Here is a 24,400-nt window from a genome sequence, read left to right as displayed (position 1 = left end):
TGAGATAGAAAAATTATCCCTTACGAATAATAAGTCCTAAGCGACTAATATTATTACTGTTATGTAGTTGAACGTTTTTGTCGGCTTCTTTCTTTTTTATATTCCAGAGATTAAACTTCCCCTCGTCGACAAATTTCTCGTTGAATAGGTCGAGTAATTGTTGAGAAGTTGTCCAAAAATCTAGATCATCTTTAGTGAAGTCAGTAATTGAATAGTCTAAGTTTAAACTATGAAGAGCTTTAGATATCTTAGAGTTTTCAAATGTATTCATTGTAAGACTAAAAATAATAATGGCCACACCATCACTTTCTAAATGATTCATTACCTTTTTAAGATACTTCTTATAATTATTAATCATATAGAATGAATCGATTGAGACTACTGCAGAATACTTTTGATCTAGCTTCTTCTTTAAAAACTCTGTTTTAAAAAAATGTATAGTGTTACTACCTTGTGGAGACTGAGCGAAGTCGATTCCAGTTCCTTGGCATTCGTATTTACTACAAAGGTACTTAGTCATCTCACCATTGCCACTACCTATATCTAACAAACTTTTAATTTTATATTTAGATAGCTCTAACTCTAAAAAGGACTTTTGATTGATACTTAAAGTATTCCAGCATGGGAAGTCCACTTGATGGAGCTCTTTACAGTATTCTCTGTATGATTTCGATTTATTAATATCTACATAGGCCTTTTCAAAAATAGTAGGAGCATTTTGTACAAAGAAAAGGTTGTTTATAAATTTAGTTATTTGCTTCATTCTTTTTCTTCTTAGACTTTAGGCCTTTAAAGGGATCTCTTATAAAGTCTATTCTATTGAGATATAGTCCTGAGCCTGGTGCTATGAAGCCTGTCTTTCGAAACTCTGTTGTCGCTAGGGATTCTTTGATATCTTCAATTGATTTTTTTTCAAGACCAATATTTATAAGAGTTCCCATAATAATTCGGACCATTTGCTTTAAAAAACCACTTCCTTCTATCACTAGAGCATATGAATCAGTGCAATTATTATCAGTTATAAAAGTTTGGTTCTCTATAATCTCGCAGTGGAAAATCTCTCTGACTTTCTCTGAGTTTTTTGCCGCCTTATAGCAAAAGTTTGTAAAGTCATGTTTACCTTCAAATACTTTTGCGGCCTCTTTCATTTTATCTATATTCAACTTTTCTTCTATATTATGGAAGTAGTCAGAGGTTTCTGTAGATTCATTATTTTTGAAAACATAGATATACTGTTTCTTCTCTGCAAAGTAGATAACTTTATAGTGACTATAGGTTCTCGCACACCTCATCACTCTAATGTCTTGTGGAAGAATAGAGTTTAACTTTTCTAGAAGCTCATCAGCTGGAAGCTCTTCTTGAATCTGTATGAAACAAATATTTGCTCTAGAATGTACTCCAGTATCTGTTCGACTAGATCCCATTGTTCTAATTTTTTGTGATGTTGGAGAAATAATTTCCAAGGCAGCCTCTACAGTGCCTTGGATTGTTTTGAAGTCCTTTTGTCTCTGCCACCCATAGTAGTTTTGACCGTCGTAAAAGAGCTCAATATTGTAATAGTATTTCATAAGTATATTAGATTATACCCATGTCTTTACCTTTCTTTAGAAGGTTTTCTTTATCTTCCTGGCTCATTCCCAGTATCATCTCTTGAATAGATTCAAGTTGCTCAGGAGTCATATTTGCCATCATGTCCTGCGCTTGATCCATAAAGTTATCATCAATAACTTCATCTTCAAATTTGTAGAAAACAACCTTATCAACAGTTAGCTCACTGTGGTGACCTTCTTCTTTTAAGATTTCTAGAACCTTATTGAAGCTTAGACCTTTGTTGTCTGCAACTTCATACATTTTCTCTAAAGGAAAAGAGATACTCTTTTCAGGATATCCATGATTACGTAGGTTTTTTAAAACCTGTTCTTTAAAGTTTTCGAGTTCAGTTGACATAATTTCCCCTTTGGAAAGATTCTTCCATAAATAGGGGAAATTGTCACGAAAAGGCTAGTATTCTAAGTCTCTACAAACAAAATTATCTTTATGAAGTGTCGAAATTTTAGCAAACTTTGGATGTTCAACCTTTATAAAATCATCCATTGTGCACTTCATTGCATCAGTATGGGTTCCTGCATTGAAGTAGATCTCAGCATCTTCCAAGAGGTTAGTTGAAGCAATAACATCCATTCCATATAAGTGACCAAAGATAGGAGTTGTTCCTATTTCACAGTCATTGAATGTTGTTTTCAATTCAGTCTCTGAAAAAAGTGTGACTTCCTTTACTCCTAACTCTTTTTCGAGTGATTTAATATCCAACATGTCACTTGCAGGTAAAACAGCGAGCATTTCTTTCTCGTCTGCATGTATTGCAATGACTTTTGCTAATTGGTGCTTAGAACAATGAACTGAGTGTGCGACATCTTCTGCAGTGTAGGCCGCTGGATGTAGAATGTGTGAATAGTTCACTTTTTTTGAATCTATATAGGCCATTAGGCTCTTTGGGACTGGCATAAGTACCCCCTTCTTTTCTTATACTAGTAAATAAATATGAATGAATTGTATTCTTAACTTTAGGTTTCTCTAAAATTTTGAATGTGAAAACAGTTGGTTACGCCTTTTTATTGTTAATCATCAAGAAATCTTAAATTACCGAAGCTTGAGGAGCCTTCAATATACTGGTAAAAATAATATATAAAGACTATTTCTTAGTTTTTGGGGAGAAATCCCTAAGAAAGGCCCTGGGCATATATTAGCAGCGCATACCGTGTCCAGGGTCCCTGTATTATCAACTAGATGCCGACTCGTATTGATTTATCGCTCTCTTCCAGATTATTTGTAAAAAACCAAAGCTTAAGACTATTGCAATAACTAGGTATATTAAGTAATGCCAAGCACTGTGATCAAAAATAAAGTGCACAGGTGCAGAGCCAATTAGTAGAATGGGGATGACTAGAGTGAAGACTTTTCTAGAAAGAGAAGAATAAATAAAGTTGGGCCATCTACTTAGGTTTTGAAATTGCATTCTAAGAAAATTAATTCCCATTCCCTCTGTCATCCAAAACATACTTGTAGAGATTATAAACTCTAAAATTGCCAACAAAGTGAAGCTTAATACAACTAAGAATGGAAGAGAGATCCATGAGAGAAGGTCTAAATCGACCTTTCTTCCAAAATAGATAAGACAGGCCCATACAACAATAGTGTTACATATACTTGAAGTCCTAATATGCCTAAAGAAGCAGGTAAAGATAGAGCTTATAGGTTTTAAAATTGTAAAATCCATATTGCCTGACTTTATATCTCGAGAGAGAACCCAGAAACTCTCACTAATTAGAGTCATATGTAAGTGATCAATACATAACATAAATGAGATAAAAAACATTAATTGATCTTTATTCCATGGTCCTATTGTTTGAACATGATCAAAGATAAAGCTAACAGTCATTAGACTTGAGAAATAAAAAAATATATCCATCAGTATTAGGAGAAAGAAGTTTAACCTAAAACTCATTGACTGAGAGAAGCTTGTACTAACAAACATTCTATATACACTTAAGTGATGTTTTAGTTCTTTCACTACATACCCGCCGCAGTATAGAGTTTCATTCCTCTACTCCAAATAAACTTATTCAGTAAAGCAAAGATAACTGTCCATCCAACTATAATTAATGGAGCACTTGTAAATAAGGATAGCTCGCCTTGAAATATTTTAATTGGGTAATAACTTAAGTATGGAAATGGAGTGTAGTTTAAAATCTTAACGACCCACTCAGGATAGAGTTCAAGTGGAAGAATTGCACCAGAGAGAAAGGCCGACATTATTTGCAATAGAACGCGAAGTATCCACGTCTCTTCAAGCCAGAATGAAAGTATACCTGTCATATACTGCAGTGAGAACCACATAAGACTAACAAGAAAACAAAATAAATAACCATTTATTAAAGAGAGCACTGTTAGTGAATCAAATATACCCAACATTAGAATGGAGATAATTGTTACTGCTGAAATAAATGTTTGCAAGAACTGAAATGAGATAAACGAAGCTGTATGAAATTCCCAAAAGTTAAATGGATAAATTAGATAGGTCGATATTCTTCCCATGCGTATGTCTTCTGCTAGATTATGGGATGCATAACCTCCAGCAATTAATGCTACAACCAGACTCCAAGCATGGTAATTAATCATTTTATCAAAAGTGTAGCCCTGAATAACAAGATCTGTTGCACCATTATAAATTGACGACCAAAGATTATACTTTATAAAAAAGAAAACTAATGAAGGACCGATAACCTGCAGGAAGAAATTAAATCGATACGCCGTCTGTGTTGACCAAGAAATTCGAATAGTTTGAATCCACTTTTGTAGATTTGGAAAGTTACTTACCACTAAGGATCTCTGGGTTAGAAATAAGAGTTTTCATAACTTTCTCTATAGGGAGAGTTTCTGTGTTAAAGTCTTTGACTTCAAAACCTTCTATGATCTTAGCACTTATAGATCTAAGTTCTTCTTCCGGAACAAGAAGTTCTACTTTTTGATCATCTAAGCTCCATTCTGGTTTATGTCTTGAGAATAGCTCATTTTCTTTATCTACTGAATTCTTAAAATAAAATGAGACACGCTTTTCATGGCCTAATATATTTTCAAAGTCTTTAATTGTACCGTCATAAGCTTTCTTTCCTCCCAGAATGAGGACTATTCTAGAACAAAGCTCTTGAACATCTGCCATGTAGTGAGAGGTGAGTATAATCGTACAATTGTTTTTTGCATGATAGTCTTTAATAAACTTTCGAATACTTTCCTGAGCCACAAGATCTAGTCCAATAGTAGGCTCATCTAAAAATATAACTTCTGGAGAGTGAAGAAGAGAGGCCATGAGCTCCATCTTCATTCTTTCTCCAAGAGATAATTTTCTTACATGAATATGAAGAAGTTCTTTAACCTCTAAAATATTACTCATGTGATCTATCTTTTCATTAAATTCATCCTGTGGAATCTCATAGTATTTCTGAAGTAATAGAAAGGAATCCATTGCGGGGATATCCCACCACAGTTGCGACTTCTGCCCCATAACAAGAGCAATCTTTTTTCTAAATGACTTTTCTCTTTCACTAGGGTTATGTCCTAGAACATTAATTTCACCAGAAGAGGGGACAATAATACCTGTGAACATTTTCATTAATGTTGTTTTCCCAGCACCATTTGGTCCTAGCAAACCAACAATTTGTCCGTTTGGAATATCAAGGTCAAATTCTTCAACAGCATTTTTTATGCTGTAATCTCTCTTGTAGAGAGACTCTATTGAACCAATAAATCCTGGTTTTTTCTTATAACTCTTAAAGCTCTTAGTTAATTTATCTGTCTTAATCATTAAAGTTCCCAGTTTATTTCGCTTAGACCATTCTTCTTTAAGTACTCATTACATTTTGAAAAAGGTTTACTACCAAAGAATCCTCTATAAGAAGAGAGAGGAGAGGGATGAACTGATTTTATAATAAAATGTTTATTATGATTTACTTTCTTGGCCTTCTTTTGAGCACCACTTCCCCATAAAAAGAAAACAATGTTTTCACACTCTTGATCTATAACTTCTATGATTTTGTCTGTAAACTTCTCCCATCCTTTTTTTTGATGAGATCCAGCCTGAGACTTTCTAACTGTCAGTACATCATTTAAAAGAAGAACTCCTTCTTTTGCCCAGTTTTCTAGATTACCATGATCTGGAGTTTCAATACCTATATCTGAATTTAGTTCTTTATAAATATTTCTCAAAGAGGGAGGGATTTTAACACCATCTTGAACTGAAAAGCTAAGGCCGTGTGCTTGATCATCACCATGATAAGGATCTTGGCCAATTAAGACGACCTTAACATTCTCAAGAGAGGTTTTATTTAAGGCCTCAAAGATATTATTTTTACTTGGAAAGATTATTTCTTTATTGTCTTCTTCATTACTTAGAAACTGCTCTAAGTCCCTGAAGTACTCTTTTTTAAATTCATCTTTTAGTAAAGATTTCCAGCTAGAATGTAATGGGATATTTGATATTTTCATTTCTCAAATTTATACACTTTGGTACTATTTGCAAAGGCAAGGATGTGAAAATGAAAGAAAGTTTCAAGGTATTTGGTAAAGTTCAGGGAATAATGTTTAGACAAACCTTTATCCGTGCTTGTCACCGTAGAGGTCTAGAGGCAGGAGCTACTAATAATAAGAAAGATAAGAATCTTGTAACCTGTACAGTCGAAGGTGACGATAATGAGGTTTATAAGTTAAAAAATGACTTACTTGAATTAAAAGAGCTTAATTCTTGGGGCAGTCATGTTGAGAAAATCCAAGTTCTAGAGGAAGACCTAGAATTAAATTCACATGAAGTGACTACTAGTAATGTCGACTCATTTAAATGGACTGAAGGAGTTCAATTCTTTCTTTAACGGAGATACTTTTCAAAAGGGATTGTTGTGATTCTTGATACATCCTCGCCACGGCATGTCCCTTCTTTACATACTACTAGGTCATAACAACCAAGAGTGTTTACAACATCTTTTTCACCTCTTACAAGAACACCCTCTACTTCTAGTGTGCTCTCATTTATTACTGGTGAACCAGAGTTCATATGAAAGGCGTCTAGCTCTGCAACAAAGTAGTGCTCATTTTTATCACTTCGTAATGTTCCATTTTCTGCAATTTTTAATGGAAGACCACTTGGGAATCCTATTAAAGATAATTTAGAATCCGTATCCATTTTTCCATACTTTCTATAGGTAAGTGGCTCTCTATCTTCGACAATTCTATCTAGCTTTATAATGGCCCAGTCTTCTAGGTTACCATCACTCTCTAATTTTCTATCTAAAATCTTAGCGCATTTATATATATTTGAATTAGGAACTCTAAAGCGTTTGTATGGACCTTCTTTCTTTCCTAGTAGGTCTTGTCTGTAATCAAAAACAAAAGACTTAGAGTTACATTCCCACTCTGTCTTAATACAGTGTCCAGCAGTTAAAATAATGTCTGGTCCAATAAGAAAAGATGAGCACGAAGCAGCTATTGTCTGTTCTTGGTAGGGGACACTTGAACAGTAGTTAATTGTGTCTCCAAGATTAAGTGAAATGATTTCTGTTTTATCGCCGATCTTCTTTAAAGAGTAGTTTGAAATTATGGCAGCAACTGATTTTGATGCATGAACTATTTTATTATTTTCTATTTCATGTGGCTCGAAACGATTGTTTTCGCCGTAGATCACCTTGTATGATCCAGCGTTTGGTTGCATACATATTGTTAAATTAATAAAAAAGAAGAATACTTTTTTCATGGGGGCAATATAAGAATTACCACCCGAATTGGCTATCGGGTGATAATCTTTACACTGGTCGCTTGCGTCAAAACACTATTTGTGTATGTGCTTCTAGAAGTGATACGGAAAACTAGAGTAGTCTTGATCTCTCTTCTCAAGGAAAGCATCTCTTCCTTCTTGTGCTTCCTCTGTACCGTAGGCAAGTCTTGTCGCTTCACCTGCGAACAACTGTTGTCCTACTAGACCATCGTCTAATAAGTTAAAGCCAAACTTTAACATTCTCATTGCTGTAGGTGATTTGGAATTAATTAATTTTCCCCATTCAAGTGCAACATCTTCAAGTTCTTTATGAGGAACAACTTTGTTAATCATTCCCATATCAAATGCTTCCTGAGCAGAGTAGTTTAAACCGAGGAAGAAAATTTCTCTTGCTCTTTTTTGTCCACATTGTCTTGCTAGATAGGCCGATCCATATCCTGAATCAAAACTTGCAACATCTGGATCAGTTTGTTTAAAAACAGCGTGCTCCTCACTTGCAATAGTCATGTCACAAACAACGTGTAGTGAATGTCCACCACCTACTGACCAACCTGGAACAACTGCAATAACAACTTTAGGCATAAACCTAATAAGCCTTTGAACTTCTAATATATGTAGGCGTCCTAGTTTTGCAGGGTCTTGCTTACCTTCGTCTCCAACGTACTTATATCCATCCTTTCCTCTAATTCTCTGGTCTCCGCCTGAACAGAATGCCCAACCTCCATCTTTTGGAGATGGACCGTTACCAGTAATAAGAACACAGCCTACATCAGAGCTCATTCTTGCATGGTCTAAAGCTTGGTATAGCTCATCTACAGTCTGTGGTCTAAAAGCATTTCTTACCTCAGGTCTGTTAAATGCTATTCGCACTGTTCCCTGGTCTTTGGCACGGTGGTAAGTAATGTCTGTAAAATTGAAACCTTTTACTTCATCCCAGAGTTCTGGGTTAAAAATATCTGAAACCATTTTTATTCTCCTTAATTGAAATGTATTTATTCATCTCTTTTTAATATGTGTCAAATTTAGAGTGCTTCTTTACAGTTTCTGGCCCATTGTGTAATTTTGGGCATGGATAAGACTGAAGAAATTAGAAAGTATTTGAAAGAGAATTCAGTTACTTATAAAGAAGTTGATCATGATGTCGCTCCAACTTGCGAGCTTTCTGCTAAGTTTAGAGGGGAGAGTATTGAGATTGGTGGAAAAACACTCCTTTTTAAAGATAAGTGGGGATACAGGCTCTTTGTTATTTCTGCAGCGCTTCAAGTTGACTCTAATAAGGTAAGAAAGATTCTAGGCTCACAGAGGCTACGTTTTGCAACAGAAGATGAGTTAATGGCAAAGTGCTCTGTAGTTAAAGGTGCTCTTCCTCCTTTTGGAAGGCCATTACAGGACTTTGATTTATATATTGATGAGTCAATTTTTCAAAATGAATTGATTGCATTTAATGCAGGTATATTGACGAAGTCTTTTATTTTAAAAATAGAAGACTATAAGAAACTCGTTAACCCTAATATTTGCAATTTTAGTAAGGACTAAATATTGAAGACATTACTTGAAGTAAAAAACTTGAGAAAGTCGTTTGATCATAAATCGATTGCTGCAATTGAGAACTTATCTTTTGAATTACTACAAAATGAGATTGTCAGTATTATAGGTCCTAGTGGTACAGGTAAGAGTACATTAGTGAAAATGATTGCAGGAGAAATCGCTGCTGATGAAGGAAGCATACTATTTGATAAGAATATCTCAATAGATAATTTTAAAAATAACTTCTCATATGTTCCTCAAGAGTTATCTTTAGATAATAGCAAAACTATTTTTGAAAATATTGGAACTCATCTTATAGAAGAGAATGAAGAAAAGAGACATCATGCTATCAGAGATATGATTGAAGTTTTCGGACTCCAATACAAGGATCATAAGTATCCAAGCGAATTATCTACTGGCCAAAAAAGTCGTGTAGAAATGGCGAAAGCTTTAGTGACTAATCCTAGGTTACTCATTTTAGATGAACCCTTTGCTAACTTAGATAGAAGTCTTAGAAATGAAATAAAAAGTGAGCTTGTAGAGATTTTAAAAGAGCGAAAAATATCTGCTCTAATTGTCACTCACAATCTAGAGGATGCTTTTTCTCATTCTGATAAAATTATGGTTTTAAATGATGGTGGAATAAAGCAATTCTCTCCAGCTAGAGAGGTATATACACGTCCTGCTGATGCATGGGTTGCCCATTTTACTGGCCCTGTAAATTTGATGGCAGGAACTGTAGGAGAGGCAAAAACCGACGAGTTTCAACAAACTAATAAGTTAGATACCTTTACTGTCCCTTGTTACGACAAAAAAATTAATTCCGGAGATTTTGCATACATGCTTATAAGACCCGAAGCATGTGTTGTTTCTAAAGAAGGTAAGTATAAAGGGAAGGTTAAAAAGATCATTCATTTAGGACCTACATCAGAAGTTTGGTTACAAATAGGTGGAATTGAAAGATTTAAGGTTTCAGCATCTCTTTCTGATACAGTTGTTATAAATAGGTCTGTTAAGTTTGATATCAATATAGACCAGTGTCAGCTTCTTTCGATTTAGTTTGCCATACACTTATTAATATCAGCGAGCTGATTTGTAATATCTATTGCATCGTCTTTTAAGTACCAGTGCTTATTAATTCTCTTATCGTTTATCTTTACTTGATAGAGGCTGTCATTCCAATGTTTTTCTAATGAACATATATCTGTAGTAGGAACAAATTTAGCAGAGCCACAACTAGCTATAAAAAGACACACTAGTATGTGAATCTCTAATTTATAAATCATTTTCATACTCATCACAGTCTCTCTCTCTTCTAAATCTTTCTAGCTCTCCTGAGCCAGGGAGTGATTTGTAGAACCAATAAAAACAAACATTGTCAGCTCTAAGTTCTTTCTTTCTTATCATTGCATCTCTTATGTCCCAGGGTTCATTTTTTAGGTTACTCTTTTCTTTAATTATTAATTTTCTTTTTTCTTTGGCTGACTTTTCTTCATCTGAACTTTTACTTCCCAGTATTTGGGGAGAAGCTGTAGCTACTCCCATTACTGCTCCTATTACAGGAAGCGATGGAGTAGGAGAGTTAGTAGAAGAGTTATTGTTGTTCATTTTTTCCATAATAGAAGCTGTTACCTCTAATATATTTGGAAGAAGTTTTAATTCATCCTTTAGTAATTCTTCTAGTAGTTTTTGATCAAGTCTTTTTATTTCTTTTGAAATACTATATGTACTTGTATTGACCACTTCTCCGGCCTTTAATGTAAAAGTCTCCGCTTTTTCAATTGAAGTGTTCAATGTCCCTTCAAGTAAAGCTACATCTGATACCTTGGTTGATTTTGATATATATGAGTTCGCTAAGAATTCCGTACCTCGAACTCCTACTGAAATATAGTTTGATAGAAATTCTAATTTTTGGTTTAGCTTCACTTTCTCTTGAACCTTCACTCTAAAGTTTCCTCTTAGAAAGTTGAATATATTGATTCGATCTTTTTTAGAGAATTGCTGAATTTTCAATTCACTTTTTGGACCGAGTATTAAATTTGTATTGTCTACGAAGCTTATTTTTATTAGAGACTTTTCTGCAGTACTAATAATATCGAGCTCATTTATAAGAGATTTTTCTTGTAACCTAGTTTTATTATTATTTCTTAGTAGGTGAGCTTCTCCCTTTAGAATTATAATCTGTCCTATTTCAATATCTTCGCCAAAGCTATTGAGTATAAGAATATTTAAAGTAAATATAATTATTATGATTCTCACATTTTCTCCAGCATTAAATTTGAATAAATAAATTCTAAATGCCAATTCTTCTTTGCTCCTTATAGAGCTAAACAATAACCAGAAAACAGTAGTTTATGATTTTATCCTAATTTATACAGGGAAATGACCGATATAATTCTATAATAGTATTACTGAATATTATTAGTTGAGTTATTTGGAGGGGTTTCACAGTGTCAGATAAAACAGTACCATTCTTTTTTGATTTTTCTAGAGAAGTTGTTATTGAACTAAGTCATGGTATGACTTTTGGTCGAAACAAAGATTGTGACTATACTGTTGTAGACCATAGAGTAAGTGGAGCTCATTTTAAAGTGATTTTAAAAGATAATGAAGCTTATATCGTAGACCTTGAGTCTTCTAATAAGACAAAGTTAAATGGCAATGAAGTAAATCCTAACACTGAGACAAAGCTTTCTTTAAAAGACAAAATTAGATTCGGAGAGCAACAGTTTTATTACTTCAATGAATCAATTGAGGATTTTGTTATTCCTGATATCACGAGAACTCTTACTATTTCAAATACGGCGGATGTCGTAGATGAGATGATTGATTTATCAAATGATTATAGAGGAATTAATCTTTCTATATCTACAAATAAGAAAAAAAGTATGCTTGGAGACTTGAAAAAGTCAAAGGCGTTAGTTGGAGAGCATGAACAATCTCTTAAAAATGTATTAGGAGAGATAGAAAAAAGAAATTCGGTTTCTAGGGAATATGATTCTCTTATGCTTAAAATTAAAAATAGTAAAGAAGAACTCTCTAATGCAAATTTTGTGGACAAGGGAACTCTTTCTGCTGAATGTGAGAAGAGCAACCTTTCAATTAGAAGTTTAACTGAATCAATTAACAATGCACAAAAACAAATAAATGCATGGAAAAAAGAAATTGAATTACTTCAAGAGAAGATAGAAGAAGCTAAGAGAGTAGAGCAAATACACAAGTGCCTTGAGAGTGATCAGTTAATAGAGAGAAATCTATCTAAAGAAGTGGAAAGATTTAGAGAAATGAATCTTGATAATAAGAAAGCTGAGCTTCAAAAATTGATTAAGAGTGAGTTTGAGAATTATAAAACTCTTCAAGAAGAGTATTCAGATAGTCTTAAATATAAAAAAAATCGCCTTGCTTCATAGATCATGAAAATAGTTGTACAACGCTCAAAAAAATCATCTGTAGAAGTTAATAATCAAATTATTTCAACAATAGCTAATGGATTGGTTCTTCTTGTCTGCTTAGAAAAAGGTGATAGTGAGAAGTCTATCTCTAGCGCTGCAGAAAAAATCTTGAATCTTAGAATATTCCCAGATGACAATGGTAGAATGAACAAAGATATCCTTCAGTCCAATGGCGAAATTTTAGCAGTTAGTCAATTTACACTTTCTTGGAATGGTAAAAAGGGAAATAGACCTAGCTTTGATAACTCAATGGAGCCAGATAAAGCAAATACCTACTTTGAGCAGTTTTGCTCAATACTTGAAAAGTCGGTAACCGTTAAGAAAGGTGTATTCGGAGAGAGTATGCAGGTCACTATTGCCAATGATGGGCCAGTGACCTTTTTCTTAGAGTTTTAACTACTTGTGGTTAAGACCTGTTGAGTTCGCTTTGTCGTCTTCAGCTTTCTCTGCTTTTACAGCTGCTTTCCAAAGACCTGCAAAAATTCCAAATAAAATAATGAAAAATACTAAAATATGAACGACTTCAATCTGAAGAGAAGTTGCTACCATTTCGTGCTTTCTGGCCGGAACCATTTTTTCACCTTTTGGAACAATTGATGTCTCATATACTTTTACATTCTCAGTCGTAGTCTCATTACTCATGGAGTCATTCCTCTTAAAACAAAAATTTAAACATAATTATCTAATATATTTACATTAAAAGACCATATTGGTCACGAAAAAGCCTTCAATTTTCTTATTTTTTCGATAAAAGACGATATGTCTGAGTAAAATGCTAAAGTATTTCTCTTGAAATTACGATAGGTCGCTAACATCTATACAAGGGGAATTTAATGAAAAAATTATTAGCGGTTGTTACAGCGGCTCTCTTATTGGCATCTTGCTCAAGTAATAATGTAGCTAAAAACTCACCGGCAATAGCTGAAAGAGAAGTAGCCTCAGTGAGTGCACCTGGCTGCATGATAGAGCAGCACAGTCGTAATAAGAGCTGGTATCGTGTTAATTTAAACGGTGTACCACACAATGAGCATTGGTACGGAAAGAAGCAAGTGGAGAGGATTAAGAATAATTACCTCCAAAAAGGCAAATGTAAGTAGTTTCTATCTAGGCCTCACACTCAAAAGTGAGGCTTTATCAGTTTTTTTCATTTCTCATTTAATTAAATACTTTCCATAATATACAGATACACATATTCAAAAAGGAGTTTGATATGACCAGACTAATTAAATTAGTAGCGGTTTTTAGTATTCTTTTACTTAGCATAGAGTCATTTTCAGTTGAGAGTACTGAAGATAAGAACTACCGAGGAAGAATGGTTCAAGGCCAAGTTATTTATGGGCCAACTCTAACATGTGAAATATGGAATGACTCATATAGACCAATACGTGTTATGAACTACACGTATGATATTTACTTTAGAAACCGCTTTGGTGGAATCAGTCTGGCAAAGAGGAACTTTGATTGTCGCTATAATTGTAGAGTAAGAACTCATGACTCAAAAGTATTTACGGGACCTCTTAATGATGGACCTACTGTTTCTGCAAGCTGTTCAGCATTTGTGAGATAGATCTTTGCCTAAGTTTCTTATATTAATTCTTATTTTATTATTTCAGTCGTGTAATTCACTTGAGGGTGAATTACATAACTATAGATCTTATTCATTAGTTAACGAAAATGGTGAGAAGATTTATATTGAGCGAGGATTCTATCCTGCTAGTTTAGAGCTTAAATCAAGCAAGCTCTTCTCTATCGAAATAGGGGACAACTCTTTTGAATTTAAAATCCCAAAAGGAAAAGACCTTCCTCATGAAGACGGAGAATTGCGCCTGAGTTCAGAAGATGTGGGTCAGGACTTTGGTATATATGGAAAACTGAGCTCTAAAGTATTCCTTGGTGAGCTAATAAGAGACAGTGAGAGATGCTCTTGGCTTGAACGTTACTTAGATTGTGATGATAATCAAATTTGTCGTACCCGCTATAGGACATTGTTTGGAAATAAAGAAGTAAGCTATAGAAATAATATTCATCAAAAGAAAGTTGTCCTTAATTTAAATTTAGACCAATCGGGTGAAGTTATCGCGCAGCTTCTAGGTGAAAAGAAATTTATTAAAAAAGTTTATCGTTATGAAGGTAGTTGTCACTAGTTTTTTTGATAATTTCTTATCTTGTCTACAATCCATTGAGAGTCGTCAATTGGTAAATCATGTCCCGCAGTTGGATGAAGTTCAATATGAGTTTTAAAATATTTTGAAATCTCTTCAGAGCACTTACTACTAGTAAATCTATCTTTTTTAGAGGCAAGAACTAAGTATGGAATCTCGATTTTTGAAGGAAGTTCAAACTTTGATGCTGCAAATAGTTGGCGAAAAAAGCTTTTAATTTTAATCTGTCTCTTCTTTGCTAAATCTCCCCACTTAAGAGCAATGGAGTTGTCAATATCATCGTGATTTGTAATTAGCCTTAATATAATTAACTCTTTTTTGAAAGGATCTCTTGTGAGCAAGGTTTTGAATAGGCTAGCTATAGCAAACGGAGAAATTCTTTCAAATGGAGTTGATAGCTTTTTTGTAGAAGAGTTTATGGTTACAAGTAAATCAAAATCTTCTGGATAGCGAGAACACCAGTCCATAGCAATCATTCCACCTAGAGATATTGCAAGGAGAGACCATTTCTCATTAGATTCTTTTTGAAGCAACCATTTTGATCTAATTCTATCTGTCATGTCCTTTATACTAAGAGGGACTGACTCCTCTAATGAATCACCGGCGCCAGGGAGGTCTATGCACATGACTTCACCGCCAAAGCTATCTTTCATCTTTTGATCAAAATTAACCCAGTGACCTTTCTCTCTTGCTAGTCCTCTTAATAGGACCCAGTTTACTTTTTCCATACTTCCCAATTCTTAGTTATATTCGAAAAGAAGTCGATTAATAACAAGTGTCTTCTCATCGTTCTATCGTATCGGTGATTCTTAATAGGATTAAATAGTCCTAACTTAGAAAAGATTTGAATAGGATTCTTCTTTAGCCAAGTCCATGAGCCCATCTCTAATGTCCATGGAATGAAGTCATGTTGATTGAAGTTGTCTTCTTTCCAGTCAAATAGATAGTCCCACAAGTCTCCATGAGTCGTATATTGATCTGACTGGGGTTCTATTTGGTAGATATGTTGAGGGATTGTTCGATCAAATATTTTTTGGATATTGTTAACTTGATCAATGGCCGGAAACTGATCTGAGCTCTTTGCGTAGGGGTACCAAAGTCTATCTTTAAGACCGAAGCCTGAGTGGAAGTCTATCACTAGAGTTTTAGGAGATTTAGAGATGACTCTCTTTATTGCATCACAAAGAGTTTTTGCCTCAGCTTGCATTGGATCACCTTTCTTTCCTCGATACCAGGGGAGTAGGGGACTGATTCTATGGCCTCCAATTAGAAAAAGTGACTTATTGATAGCATCTACGGGAGCGTTCCTCATTAAGTCTACACCGTTTCCATTAGATCTTTTATTGTGAGCAACTCCAACTGGATTAACCATTGGAATAGCAATAAGATTAAAGTTTTTAAAAAAGCTTTGTAAGTCTTGATTCCATTTGAGCTGTTCGAAGAGAAAATTCAAATATGAGAGAACAACGTGAGTACCAATTTTTTCTAGTCCATGGACTCCTCCGACTAGAACAAGTGTTGGAGAGTTGAGTTTTGAGTCCCCAATTGAAAATTGATGAATTGGGTAACTTTGATCTTTGTACTGTATTGTTTCTAGAACTTCTACCTTCGCAATATCAGGCATTTTAGATATTAGTTCTTGTATCTCAATGGATTCAGGTGATTTGTTACTCATGTAACTATTATTATATTTAAAGCGTAAGAGCGCGAGTCTTATTTACACAAATATTTTTGAGTTCAATCGCACCTCTTCGTGCTCTTTGGTACTTAAGGCTACACTGCTTATAATTTTGAACATAGGAGCCATCACTAAGCATCGAAAAATTCATTACTTTTCCAAATTCCTCTTTAGTATAGAACTTTGCTCCATTCTCTCTGTCACCTTTAACAAATGAAATGAATTCAACAGGAGAGTCGTTGTAAAAAATAGCTTCGGCCATTGAGTTTGGAGTTATAGTATTTCTTCCTAAGATATAGTCTAGTGGCCATTTAACATCACCATAAGAGAGATAAATGATCTCAGAACAAGTAATTTTAAATGCTGTGTCTGCGTTGAAAGAAAAGTCATAGTTCTTTCCAATCTGTTCAGCGAGTATTTTATATATCTTAAGTAAGCTCTTTTTAGATTTACCTTCAATCCCTTTTAAGCGAACTTGAGCAAAGTCATCCAGATCCATCCATTTACTATAAGAAGCAAATGTTGTTCCCCATTTTCTCATCTCAAAAATTGAATTTCCATTCTCTATTTGTTCTCTGAAAGGGTCTAATTCTTTTGAGTTCCAAAGGCCATTATTGATAAGCTGGTCCTTAGTTCCTAACCAAACAGCATTGTGTCCCCAGTAACCAGGAATTGTATAGTCAGTTAGCTTATAAGCTTTCTTTTCAAAGATGATATCAAGTGGCATTAAGCCACTTAGAATCCTATCTTTTGCTAACTCATCATCTCTAAGTTGACCTCCATCTCCCCATTCTATAGGTCCAGCAATAGCCCCAAATCCGGAACTTAATCCTGATGTCGCAGTAGTAATAAGATTATCAATATAATCACTAATGAACCTATCTGTATTAGCAAATTTAGAAATATCCTCATTCTTTGAATTCTTATACAGAATTACAGAGTTACTTCTTTCAAACATAGAGAGACGATTTGCAGATTTAATTATACTTGGTAGTGCTTTGTTTACTTTTAAACTTAATACATTTTCAAATAGTCTTTCAATTGATTGATTTAATATAGAAGATTGATCTAAGAGCATTTTTCTTAAGGGTTTATTGCTCATATAAGTATTATATAAGGCCTGTGTTCTTTCTACTAGTTGAAGTGCTCGTAATGATTCTTCAGGAGTTGATGAACCATTTATTGATTTTTCAAGCTTATCTTTAAGAGATTCACTTTCTTCAATATATTTTGACCAACTCTCTTTTAAGAGAACTAATAAAAGTCCATTTCCATAAGCTCTATTCCATAAATGCTCTAGGCTATATGATCCTAGGTTTAATGTGTGTTGATAGATTTCAAAGTGAAGGTCATCAGATTTTACTATTGAGGTAATCCTATCTAGATTTCTTTCAAAACGTGAGAGTTCTGTACTCAAAGTATTGCTCGAAAGTAGTATAATAAATATGATAAGAAGATTTCTCATGGATTTCCTATAAGTTAATATCTATTTATAATGAATTTCGATGAGTTTTTAAATCTATAATGAAATGATTACTAGGGTGTAAAAGCTTTAGGCAGCTATTCGACTTTAGCCCAATCTGGCTTTAAGTTGTTAGAATCATTTAGCTTCCAGTGCTTGAGGACATGTTCAACGATACCAAAATCTGTCAAAGCATCTTCTAATTCTTCGGGGATTTCATCTTCATCAGCAGACATTAAAACGCCTGTGGTGTAGTGCTTTAAAGAAACGTCATTCTTCGTTGAGGTTACTTCAATTGAGTAAATACGGATTAAATCTTCACTTAAGTCATCTAGGTCCTGGATTGTGAAGCTAGAAAGTGGATTAAATGATTTATACTGATCATCGGTTTCAATTACTATTTGAAAATCGATTCCTTCAATATTTGTAGAAAATTTCATAGATATTATTTACCTCTTGAAAATAAGGTACCATGTAAAGACGTCTTATTAAACTATTTTTTCTAGTCCCATACGTAAGAGGTTGCTATAAGGCTATTATGAATACGGGATATTTAGCAGGTATATTTTCTTTTTTATTTTGGGGTCTAATAGCGATTTACTGGAAAGAGCTATCAGCAATAGACTCCTACGAATTGCTAGGACACCGTATCTTTTGGGGTGTGATTACATTCATTGTATATTTCATTTTTAGAAACCCATGGGAAAAATTAAAGTCTTGCGTTGATACAAAGAAAAAAAGAATAAATCTTCTTATGACAACAGGTCTCATTTTTGTAAACTGGTTCCTATTTGTTTGGGCCGTAGGAAGTGGGCATGTTCTTGAAGCTAGTATTGGCTACTTTATTAATCCTCTGATCAATGTAGCCCTTGGTGTGTTTATCTTAAAGGAGACCCTAAGACCAAAGCAGAAAGTTGCCGTTGGATTTGCTTTTATTGGCCTATTAATCTTATTATCGACCGGAGTAGGAAGGATAGAGATCTCTCTATTTCTAGCTGTGAGCTTTGGAACTTATGGACTCCTTCGAAAGAAAATGAATATTCCTTCAATGGAGGGATTATTCCTTGAAATGCTTATTTGCTTAGTTCCTGTGATATTTTATTTTCTATACAAAGAATCTACTTCTGGCCTCATCTTCTTTAAAGTGAGCTTTCGAGAACAGGTGCTTACTTCTCTAGCTGGTGTCGTAACTCTCATACCACTAGTAGGGTTTAACTTTGCAGTTAAAAAGATTCCACTAATTAGTATTGGTCTTTTACAGTATATCGCTCCATCTCTTCAGTTTATTCTTGCCGTATTTATCTATGGAGAGTTGTTCACTCAAACACATGCATATGCATTTAGTTTGATTTGGTGTGCCCTTATAATATATACTTTTGACTTAGTGACTGCTCATAAAGTTCAAAGGACTGCAAGTGCGTAAAGCATTTTCTTATTTTTCAAAAATAGATGGAAACTTATCTATACTCATTCAAAAAGGAGAGACTCCATCTCTTCCAACTAACTTAGATATTGAGTGTATTGAGCTTTCTAAAAGAAGAGATATTCAATCATTTTTTGCTGTTACTTCAAATCCCGTTTCTTTTGAGAGTTGTGAGTGGAGAGATATTCTTGGTATTGAGAAATTTGTAAAGGGTGATGGAGCAGTTGTTTGCGAAGCTCTTGGAAAGCTGTTTCCACTTTTTAATAAAGAGGAGAGTATTCTTCCAAGTATCTTTATCAAAGATAGCTTTAATCACGATGAAGCGGCCTTCTTTGGAGGAAGCTTTAATCCTTGGCACGATGGTCATACAGAGTGTTTAAAGAGGTGCTCGTCTGAAAATATTATAATTATTCCTGACCGAAATCCATGGAAAGAAGAGATTGAACTAGAGTGTTTCTTTAAGTCTTTTATGGAACTTGCTCGAAAATTTGAAAGCTCTCCGTATTCAATTTATTCTGGTTTTTATGGACTTGAAAAAGTTAATCCTACTGTAGATTGGTTGCCTCAGGCGCAGTTCTTAAAAAAATCATTACTTGTTGGTGATGACAATTTCTGTTCGTTACTAAAATGGAAAAATGTTGAGACTCTTGTTTTGAATGTAAGTAGTATTTATGTACTAAATAGGAATCATACACTTTCTGAGATTGAGAAAGCTAAAGGTGATATCTTACGATTAAATAAAAACCTAGATATCACAATTCTGGGAGAACACGAATTTATGTCACTTAGCTCTACAGATCTTAGAGCACAAAAATAAAACTATGATATAATTTCCTTTATGAAAAAAGGAAATAAAGAAAAGTTTGAAGAAGATATCCCTCATATTGGTGAAGGAGCTAAGAAGAAGTCGAGTCGCGTCGATGTCCACGCTACGACCTCGGACCTAAAGGGTATCAAGGGTTTCATAGAGGGGCTGTTTAGAAAATTTAAAGGACCTGGTTTTGCTTTGGCCATGCTTCCAATTGCTATGGCCTACATCGTCTGTCTGGGCCTTGCGATACTTCCAGGCTACTTGCTCGTAGAGTACACCTGGAATAATGCTAGCATCCTTAGACCTCTTCTTATTTCACTCTCTATTGGATGCTCTTATCTGCTATATGGAATTAGTATTATTTTTGTTGTCCCTTTTCTTAATAAAATAATGTTTTTAAAACTTAGGCCCTGGAGAGGAGGATGGTTCTCTCTGCAGTCTCTACCATGGTACTATCACAATGCTTTAGTGCAGCTTGTTCGCTATACATTTCTAGACTTAGTGACTCCAACTCCGCTCAATGTTCTCTTCTTTAAAATGATGGGAATGAAGATAGGTAAGGGAGTAATGATAAATACTACAAATATTTCTGATCCATGTCTGATTACTCTCGAAGATAATGTGACCATTGGTGGATCTGCCACTCTTTTTGCACACTATGCTCAAGGAGGTTACCTAGTTATTGCTCCTACGATTATCAGGAAAGGGGCCACCATTGGATTAAAGGCATCTATAATGGGTGATGTTGTCGTTGGTGAGAAAGTGACTGTTAAGCCTCACTCTATACTTCTTCCAAAGACTAGGATTAACAAGGGTGACAAGCAAGAATAGCTTAAAAAGAATTTAAGCCAAAAAAAAGGCCTCTTTCGAGGCCTTTCGTATTTTTGTAATCTTTTTTTAATTACTTAACTTTCCAGTAATATTCAATAACAAATTGTTGTTCGAATTCAAATGGAATGTCAGATGGAAGAGGAAGGTCAATCATAGTACCTTTCTTCTTATCAGCTTCGATATTGTAACAAGCTGGAACTGTAGCCATTCTTGGAGACTCAATTGAAGCTTTGTAAAGTTGGTTTGCATAACCTTTGTCAGAAAGAGTGATTACATCACCTTTTTTAACGATGAAAGAAGACTTGTCTACTTTCTTACCATTAACCATAACCTGTCCGTGAGCTACCATTTGAGATGCAGCTGACATTGAAGGTGCCCAGTTAAGTCTAAAGATAACATTGTTAAGTCTTGACTCAAGAGTAGATAGAAGTGTTTCCATCCATGGCTTTGATTGGATTTTCTTAGATTGCTTAACGTAAGAAACTAATTGCTTTTCACGTAAACCGTAGTGGTAAACTAACTTTTGCTTTTCTTTAAGACGAACAGCATAGTCAGAAATTTTCTTTCTTCTGTTACCATGAACACCTGGACCATATGGTCTTCTTTCTAGTGCACCAGCTTTACCTAGACCTGGAAGTTCAAGACCTAATGCTCTCTGGATTTTAAAACGAGCTTTACCCGTAGTTGCTTTTGCCATTTCAGACTCCTAATTGTGTGACTTGGGGTATATGGCTATCACGTATCACATCTTAATATTAAGACCCCGCGTCAAATTCTGGAATACGTGTTCAGTGTTTTTATACAATTTAGTCCCTAATGTCAATGTAAACATGGTGTAGAATACTGTAAGTAGTGGATACTTTTTGCAATTTATTACCTTTTCCATTAAAATTTATTGTAGTTGATATAATTTTGAGCTTAAAGTGGAGAATATTTGAAAATTTTAGATATTCAAAAGAATTTACTTATTTCACATTTGGGGCTTATTGGAATTAATGAGGAACTTCTAGATACATTTCCAGTGAAAAAGCTAATTGAGAAGTCCGATGATGACGTTTGCATTGTTTTCACAATCCATTTTAAATCTCTCGAAGCTGAAGTTTTACTGAACTCTGTTGAGCTGATGGCCAAAATTCTTAAGATAGAAGCCAAGTCGGTAGAAAAAAGTGGGCAGGACTCTTTATCAATCCCAGTTTACTATGACAGTTTAAAAATGCATTGGAGCGATAAGGCCAAGTTACACTTTGAAGAACTTTCATCTAGGTTAGTAAGTTATAACGTTAAAATAAGTACAAATGTATCGATTAATAATTAGCTATCTAGGACTATCGAAAAAAGCTCTGTAACTCAGGAAAGTAGTATCCAATATTATATGAAAGTGTTGAGGTTCTATCAAGGCCGTAGCCATTAATCTTTTCACTGTCTCCAAAGTAATGATTTTGATCCAAAGAGAATTTAAAGAAAAATCTCTCATTAAGAAAAGCTACATATGATAAATTGAGGTGAAAAAGCGGTGTGGTGTCTCCAATACTTTTTCCAACTGAGTCTTCTCCTTCGAAATATCCAACTCCAGCTCCTAGAGACATACTTAGTGACCCTAGAGGTGTATGACCAGTAACTGAGAGATCATAGGAAGCGTTGTAGGTATTTAGGTTAATAGAGTAGTTATTTGGAAACTCTGCTCTAAAAGAAGGTAGAGAGATTTGGGGAGATAGTCTAAAGTCAAAATCCCATGGATTAAATAAATAGGGAGATGATACACTAGAAAAGGACCACATACTCACAAGCCAATGTAGGTTATTTGGGTTCTTCATAGAGCTTGAAAATGAACCCTCATCATCATCTTCAAAGTAGCCGTCAGTTTTTAGTCCACCGACACTTAGACTGTTAGGGATAAAGTAGATATACCTTTTTGCAAATGTCTTCAAGGTACTATCTTCATTTGTAAGCTTTGTTTTTATAGAAACTTTCTTTGTTTTGGCCTTATAGGTATATAGATCTATAATTTGAACTTCAAACTCACCACCAACTTTCCTGTTTAAAGTCATTATACTTGTGGCATCTGTATCTCTTATTACTTTAAGTAGTGATTGCTTTTTTATATTTTGAAGAGACCAAAAGTTCTCCTCTGTTATTCCATATTTAGAAAAATACTGAAGAGATTCTCCGTAAGATAATAATTTGTACTCGGACTCAAATTTATTTGTTGCATTCTGAATAAGATCTTGGATATTAAACTTATGTCCGTCAAAAACAGGAAGTATAATAGTCGTTTGCTCTTTTTCTACTATCTTTAATTCTTTTTTAGGAGTTAAGTATAACAGATCAGTACAAGAGAATAAGTTATCACTTAAGTAATCAATTCCGAGAAATACCGTTGAAAAAATAGGTGTAATAGGAATTGCAATTGGCATAATCAAAAGAGATGGAATCATTGAGTGCTGCCAATCTAGACCACAGCTGTGAGAGAACTTAGTTTCATCCCCTTGAATAAAGTAATCACTAGAACTCTTTTGATTTGAAAGTGAGATTAGGGGAGTCATTCCAAGTGATTCACCATCCTCATTTAATACCTCTAGGCCTCGAGGAGTGGAGTCAATCTGAAAGAATTCCTCTTTCTTTGTTAAGGTTCCACAAGAAGTTAAAGAGAATAGCATGATGAGAGATAGGATTTTTTTCATGAAGTAATACTCTTACATTCTAAGAGCACAAGCAAATGAATAGCTACATTCTTCAAAAGATGGCACCTTGTGTCTATATCAAAATAATACTTCATGTTAAAATGTAAAAAACCATTCAAGGATTGAAGGAGTAGTCATGAATTTTGATTCTATCAAGGAAGTTAAGAAAAGAGAGCTAGAAGGTATCGGAATTATCGGTATGGACAATGAGGGAAACTTTGAGTTTTCTGATTCTATTCTTGATGACGATATGGAAGATATAGAAAAAGAAGGAAAGAAGATTCTAAAGTCTATTAAGCCTGCAGCGCCTAAAAAGAAAGCTCAAAAAGAAAAAAAACAAGTTAAAATATCTGAGCCCGTAATAAAGGAAGCTCCAAGACGATATTCAATACAGTTCAATAAGAATGAAGTTGAAGAGGCCGAGCTTGCATTTGCAACACTCTCATCCCTAGGTCCAGAAGTCGAAATTAAAGATATTTTTAACTATGTTATGACAAAAGGCTTCTCTGCAGATGAGAAGTTTGAAATTCAAAAGATTGCTTCTAGTAGACTCTTAGAAGAGAAGTTAAATAAATATTTAAAAGAAAATAAACTTAAAATGGATAAAGAGGAACTTCTCTTACATTTACTGAATGAAAAACTTCAATAAAGTTTGAAACTATCCCACGCTTCTAAACTTAGTGCGTGGGATATTATACTTTTTAGTCTTTCAGGTCGATAAATTCAAATTTAGTCACATCAACTAAACCTTTATCTGTGATTTTTAAAGAAGGGATTACTGGAAGTGCCAGAAATGCCATTTGTATAAAAGGCTCATTTAAATGAACATCGACCTCTTTACAAGCTTTCTTTAGTTCTATAATTCCTTCAGTTAGAACCTCTGCAGTCTCTAAGCTAAGTAGGCCAGCAATAGGCAAGGCCAGAGAAGCTGTTACTTTTCCGTCTTTCACAACGCAAAAACCACCGCCCATCTCTATGAGCTTATTGGCCGCAATTGTCATATCACTTTCATCTTCACCAATGATAATAATATTGTGAGAGTCGTGTGCCAC

General features: G+C 34.4%; 33 protein-coding genes. 13 read left to right on the top strand and 20 right to left on the bottom strand.

Annotated elements, in window-relative coordinates; translation table 11 throughout:
* Window positions 1-13: 13 nt before the first annotated feature.
* From ABX784_RS02475 to ung, 8 genes are all read right to left on the bottom strand, one after another.
* The gene (locus ABX784_RS02475; protein ID WP_372652158.1) at window positions 14-763 is read right to left on the bottom strand and encodes a cyclopropane-fatty-acyl-phospholipid synthase family protein; all 750 of its coding nucleotides are present in this window, start codon (window positions 761-763) and stop codon (window positions 14-16) included.
* The gene (gene truA / locus ABX784_RS02470) at window positions 747-1,568 is read right to left on the bottom strand and encodes a tRNA pseudouridine(38-40) synthase TruA (RefSeq protein ID WP_372652156.1); all 822 of its coding nucleotides are present in this window, start codon (window positions 1,566-1,568) and stop codon (window positions 747-749) included. The genes ABX784_RS02475 and truA overlap by 17 nt, the downstream gene beginning before the upstream one ends.
* A gap of 7 nt (window positions 1,569-1,575) precedes the next feature.
* Window positions 1,576-1,947, bottom strand: a complete 372-nt coding sequence (locus tag ABX784_RS02465; protein ID WP_372652154.1) for a hypothetical protein — start codon at window positions 1,945-1,947, stop codon at window positions 1,576-1,578.
* 54 nt (window positions 1,948-2,001) lie between these two features.
* Entirely contained in the window at window positions 2,002-2,505 is a 504-nt protein-coding gene (locus tag ABX784_RS02460) for an aminoacyl-tRNA deacylase (RefSeq protein ID WP_372652152.1), read from the bottom strand.
* A 274-nt stretch (window positions 2,506-2,779) separates the two neighbouring features.
* Window positions 2,780-3,571, bottom strand: coding sequence for an ABC transporter permease (locus ABX784_RS02455; RefSeq protein ID WP_372652151.1), 792 nt, complete (start codon window positions 3,569-3,571; stop codon window positions 2,780-2,782).
* Window positions 3,571-4,380: an ABC transporter permease gene (locus tag ABX784_RS02450; RefSeq protein WP_372652149.1), complete on the bottom strand. Its 810-nt coding sequence runs from the start codon at window positions 4,378-4,380 to the stop codon at window positions 3,571-3,573. Before ABX784_RS02450 ends, ABX784_RS02455 begins: the two co-directional genes overlap by 1 nt.
* Complete coding sequence (locus ABX784_RS02445) at window positions 4,370-5,362, bottom strand: ATP-binding cassette domain-containing protein (protein ID WP_372652147.1); 993 nt, start codon at window positions 5,360-5,362, stop codon at window positions 4,370-4,372. Before ABX784_RS02445 ends, ABX784_RS02450 begins: the two co-directional genes overlap by 11 nt.
* Entirely contained in the window at window positions 5,362-6,042 is a 681-nt protein-coding gene (ung, locus tag ABX784_RS02440; RefSeq protein ID WP_372652145.1) for a uracil-DNA glycosylase, read from the bottom strand. The genes ABX784_RS02445 and ung overlap by 1 nt, the downstream gene beginning before the upstream one ends.
* 50 nt (window positions 6,043-6,092) lie before the next feature.
* On the opposite strand from ung, the gene ABX784_RS02435 reads away from it, so the two are divergent.
* Window positions 6,093-6,422, top strand: coding sequence for an acylphosphatase (locus ABX784_RS02435; protein WP_372652143.1), 330 nt, complete (start codon window positions 6,093-6,095; stop codon window positions 6,420-6,422).
* On the opposite strand, the gene ABX784_RS02430 is transcribed toward ABX784_RS02435, so the two are convergent.
* A complete protein-coding gene (locus tag ABX784_RS02430; RefSeq protein ID WP_372652141.1) occupies window positions 6,419-7,300 on the bottom strand; it encodes a serine protease in 882 nt (293 codons plus the stop codon). The genes ABX784_RS02435 and ABX784_RS02430 overlap by 4 nt on opposite strands.
* Before the next feature lie 93 nt (window positions 7,301-7,393).
* A complete protein-coding gene (locus ABX784_RS02425; protein WP_372652139.1) occupies window positions 7,394-8,287 on the bottom strand; it encodes a 1,4-dihydroxy-2-naphthoyl-CoA synthase in 894 nt (297 codons plus the stop codon).
* A 102-nt stretch (window positions 8,288-8,389) separates the two neighbouring features.
* Here ABX784_RS02425 and ABX784_RS02420 point away from each other — a divergent pair, with 102 nt between their 5' ends.
* Window positions 8,390-8,857 carry a YbaK/EbsC family protein gene (locus tag ABX784_RS02420; protein ID WP_372652137.1) on the top strand — a complete coding sequence of 156 codons (468 nt, stop codon included), beginning with the start codon at window positions 8,390-8,392 and terminating at the stop codon, window positions 8,855-8,857.
* Window positions 8,858-8,860: 3 nt separating this feature from the next.
* Complete coding sequence (locus ABX784_RS02415; RefSeq protein WP_372652133.1) at window positions 8,861-9,907, top strand: ABC transporter ATP-binding protein; 1,047 nt, start codon at window positions 8,861-8,863, stop codon at window positions 9,905-9,907.
* Here ABX784_RS02415 and ABX784_RS02410 read toward each other — a convergent pair.
* Both ABX784_RS02410 and ABX784_RS02405 read right to left on the bottom strand, forming a co-directional pair.
* Entirely contained in the window at window positions 9,904-10,134 is a 231-nt protein-coding gene (locus ABX784_RS02410; RefSeq protein WP_372652131.1) for a hypothetical protein, read from the bottom strand. The genes ABX784_RS02415 and ABX784_RS02410 overlap by 4 nt on opposite strands.
* Complete coding sequence (locus tag ABX784_RS02405) at window positions 10,124-11,107, bottom strand: FecR domain-containing protein (RefSeq protein ID WP_372652129.1); 984 nt, start codon at window positions 11,105-11,107, stop codon at window positions 10,124-10,126. The genes ABX784_RS02410 and ABX784_RS02405 overlap by 11 nt, the downstream gene beginning before the upstream one ends.
* Window positions 11,108-11,298: 191 nt before the next feature.
* Between ABX784_RS02405 and ABX784_RS02400 the strand changes: the two genes are divergently transcribed.
* Both ABX784_RS02400 and dtd read left to right on the top strand, forming a co-directional pair.
* The gene (locus ABX784_RS02400) at window positions 11,299-12,258 is read left to right on the top strand and encodes an FHA domain-containing protein (protein WP_372652127.1); all 960 of its coding nucleotides are present in this window, start codon (window positions 11,299-11,301) and stop codon (window positions 12,256-12,258) included.
* Window positions 12,259-12,261: 3 nt separating this feature from the next.
* Window positions 12,262-12,696, top strand: coding sequence for a D-aminoacyl-tRNA deacylase (gene dtd / locus ABX784_RS02395; protein ID WP_372652125.1), 435 nt, complete (start codon window positions 12,262-12,264; stop codon window positions 12,694-12,696).
* Here dtd and ABX784_RS02390 read toward each other — a convergent pair whose 3' ends face one another.
* Complete coding sequence (locus ABX784_RS02390) at window positions 12,697-12,942, bottom strand: hypothetical protein (protein WP_372652123.1); 246 nt, start codon at window positions 12,940-12,942, stop codon at window positions 12,697-12,699.
* 191 nt (window positions 12,943-13,133) lie between these two features.
* On the opposite strand from ABX784_RS02390, the gene ABX784_RS02385 reads away from it, so the two are divergent.
* The 3 genes from ABX784_RS02385 (at window position 13,134) to ABX784_RS02375 (ending at window position 14,444) form a co-directional block, all read left to right on the top strand.
* A complete protein-coding gene (locus tag ABX784_RS02385; protein WP_372652121.1) occupies window positions 13,134-13,397 on the top strand; it encodes a hypothetical protein in 264 nt (87 codons plus the stop codon).
* A 113-nt stretch (window positions 13,398-13,510) separates the two neighbouring features.
* The gene (locus tag ABX784_RS02380; RefSeq protein WP_372652119.1) at window positions 13,511-13,867 is read left to right on the top strand and encodes a hypothetical protein; all 357 of its coding nucleotides are present in this window, start codon (window positions 13,511-13,513) and stop codon (window positions 13,865-13,867) included.
* A 4-nt stretch (window positions 13,868-13,871) separates the two neighbouring features.
* Complete coding sequence (locus tag ABX784_RS02375; protein ID WP_372652117.1) at window positions 13,872-14,444, top strand: hypothetical protein; 573 nt, start codon at window positions 13,872-13,874, stop codon at window positions 14,442-14,444.
* Here ABX784_RS02375 and ABX784_RS02370 read toward each other — a convergent pair.
* The 4 genes from ABX784_RS02370 to ABX784_RS02355 form a co-directional block, all read right to left on the bottom strand.
* Entirely contained in the window at window positions 14,441-15,190 is a 750-nt protein-coding gene (locus tag ABX784_RS02370) for an alpha/beta fold hydrolase (protein ID WP_372652113.1), read from the bottom strand. The genes ABX784_RS02375 and ABX784_RS02370 overlap by 4 nt on opposite strands.
* Window positions 15,178-16,137 carry a DUF2817 domain-containing protein gene (locus tag ABX784_RS02365; RefSeq protein WP_372652111.1) on the bottom strand — a complete coding sequence of 320 codons (960 nt, stop codon included), beginning with the start codon at window positions 16,135-16,137 and terminating at the stop codon, window positions 15,178-15,180. Before ABX784_RS02365 ends, ABX784_RS02370 begins: the two co-directional genes overlap by 13 nt.
* 16 nt (window positions 16,138-16,153) lie before the next feature.
* A complete protein-coding gene (locus ABX784_RS02360; protein ID WP_372652109.1) occupies window positions 16,154-17,605 on the bottom strand; it encodes a YiiX/YebB-like N1pC/P60 family cysteine hydrolase in 1,452 nt (483 codons plus the stop codon).
* Between the two features lie 95 nt (window positions 17,606-17,700).
* The gene (locus ABX784_RS02355) at window positions 17,701-18,042 is read right to left on the bottom strand and encodes a hypothetical protein (protein ID WP_372652107.1); all 342 of its coding nucleotides are present in this window, start codon (window positions 18,040-18,042) and stop codon (window positions 17,701-17,703) included.
* A 98-nt stretch (window positions 18,043-18,140) separates the two neighbouring features.
* On the opposite strand from ABX784_RS02355, the gene rarD reads away from it, so the two are divergent.
* The 3 genes from rarD to ABX784_RS02340 are packed head-to-tail and all read left to right on the top strand — an operon-like array spanning window position 18,141 to window position 20,667.
* Window positions 18,141-19,025 carry an EamA family transporter RarD gene (gene rarD / locus ABX784_RS02350; protein ID WP_372652105.1) on the top strand — a complete coding sequence of 295 codons (885 nt, stop codon included), beginning with the start codon at window positions 18,141-18,143 and terminating at the stop codon, window positions 19,023-19,025.
* Window positions 19,018-19,842, top strand: coding sequence for a hypothetical protein (locus ABX784_RS02345; RefSeq protein WP_372652103.1), 825 nt, complete (start codon window positions 19,018-19,020; stop codon window positions 19,840-19,842). The genes rarD and ABX784_RS02345 overlap by 8 nt, the downstream gene beginning before the upstream one ends.
* Before the next feature lie 21 nt (window positions 19,843-19,863).
* Window positions 19,864-20,667 (top strand): hypothetical protein, encoded by an 804-nt coding sequence (locus ABX784_RS02340; RefSeq protein ID WP_372652101.1) that lies wholly within the window; start codon window positions 19,864-19,866, stop codon window positions 20,665-20,667.
* A 70-nt stretch (window positions 20,668-20,737) separates the two neighbouring features.
* Here the strand turns inward: ABX784_RS02340 and rpsD are convergent, their stop codons facing one another.
* On the bottom strand, window positions 20,738-21,364 hold the full coding sequence (rpsD, locus tag ABX784_RS02335) for a 30S ribosomal protein S4 (protein ID WP_372652099.1): 627 nt from the start codon (window positions 21,362-21,364) through the stop codon (window positions 20,738-20,740).
* 237 nt (window positions 21,365-21,601) lie between these two features.
* On the opposite strand from rpsD, the gene ABX784_RS02330 reads away from it, so the two are divergent.
* Complete coding sequence (locus ABX784_RS02330) at window positions 21,602-21,982, top strand: hypothetical protein (protein ID WP_372652097.1); 381 nt, start codon at window positions 21,602-21,604, stop codon at window positions 21,980-21,982.
* A 10-nt stretch (window positions 21,983-21,992) separates the two neighbouring features.
* On the opposite strand, the gene ABX784_RS02325 is transcribed toward ABX784_RS02330, so the two are convergent.
* Window positions 21,993-23,348 carry a hypothetical protein gene (locus ABX784_RS02325; protein WP_372652095.1) on the bottom strand — a complete coding sequence of 452 codons (1,356 nt, stop codon included), beginning with the start codon at window positions 23,346-23,348 and terminating at the stop codon, window positions 21,993-21,995.
* Window positions 23,349-23,484: 136 nt separating this feature from the next.
* Here ABX784_RS02325 and ABX784_RS02320 point away from each other — a divergent pair, with 136 nt between their 5' ends.
* Complete coding sequence (locus ABX784_RS02320; protein ID WP_372652093.1) at window positions 23,485-23,997, top strand: hypothetical protein; 513 nt, start codon at window positions 23,485-23,487, stop codon at window positions 23,995-23,997.
* A gap of 52 nt (window positions 23,998-24,049) precedes the next feature.
* Here ABX784_RS02320 and ABX784_RS02315 read toward each other — a convergent pair.
* Window positions 24,050-24,400 (bottom strand): adenine deaminase C-terminal domain-containing protein (locus ABX784_RS02315; protein WP_372652091.1); only part of this gene is annotated, 351 nt, incomplete at its 5' end.

It is taken from the genome of Halobacteriovorax sp. (assembly GCF_041587335.1).
GTDB lineage: Bacteria > Bdellovibrionota > Bacteriovoracia > Bacteriovoracales > Bacteriovoracaceae > Halobacteriovorax.
The sequence above is the reverse complement of the archived record's forward strand: the minus strand, read 5'-3'. Positions and strand labels throughout refer to the sequence as shown.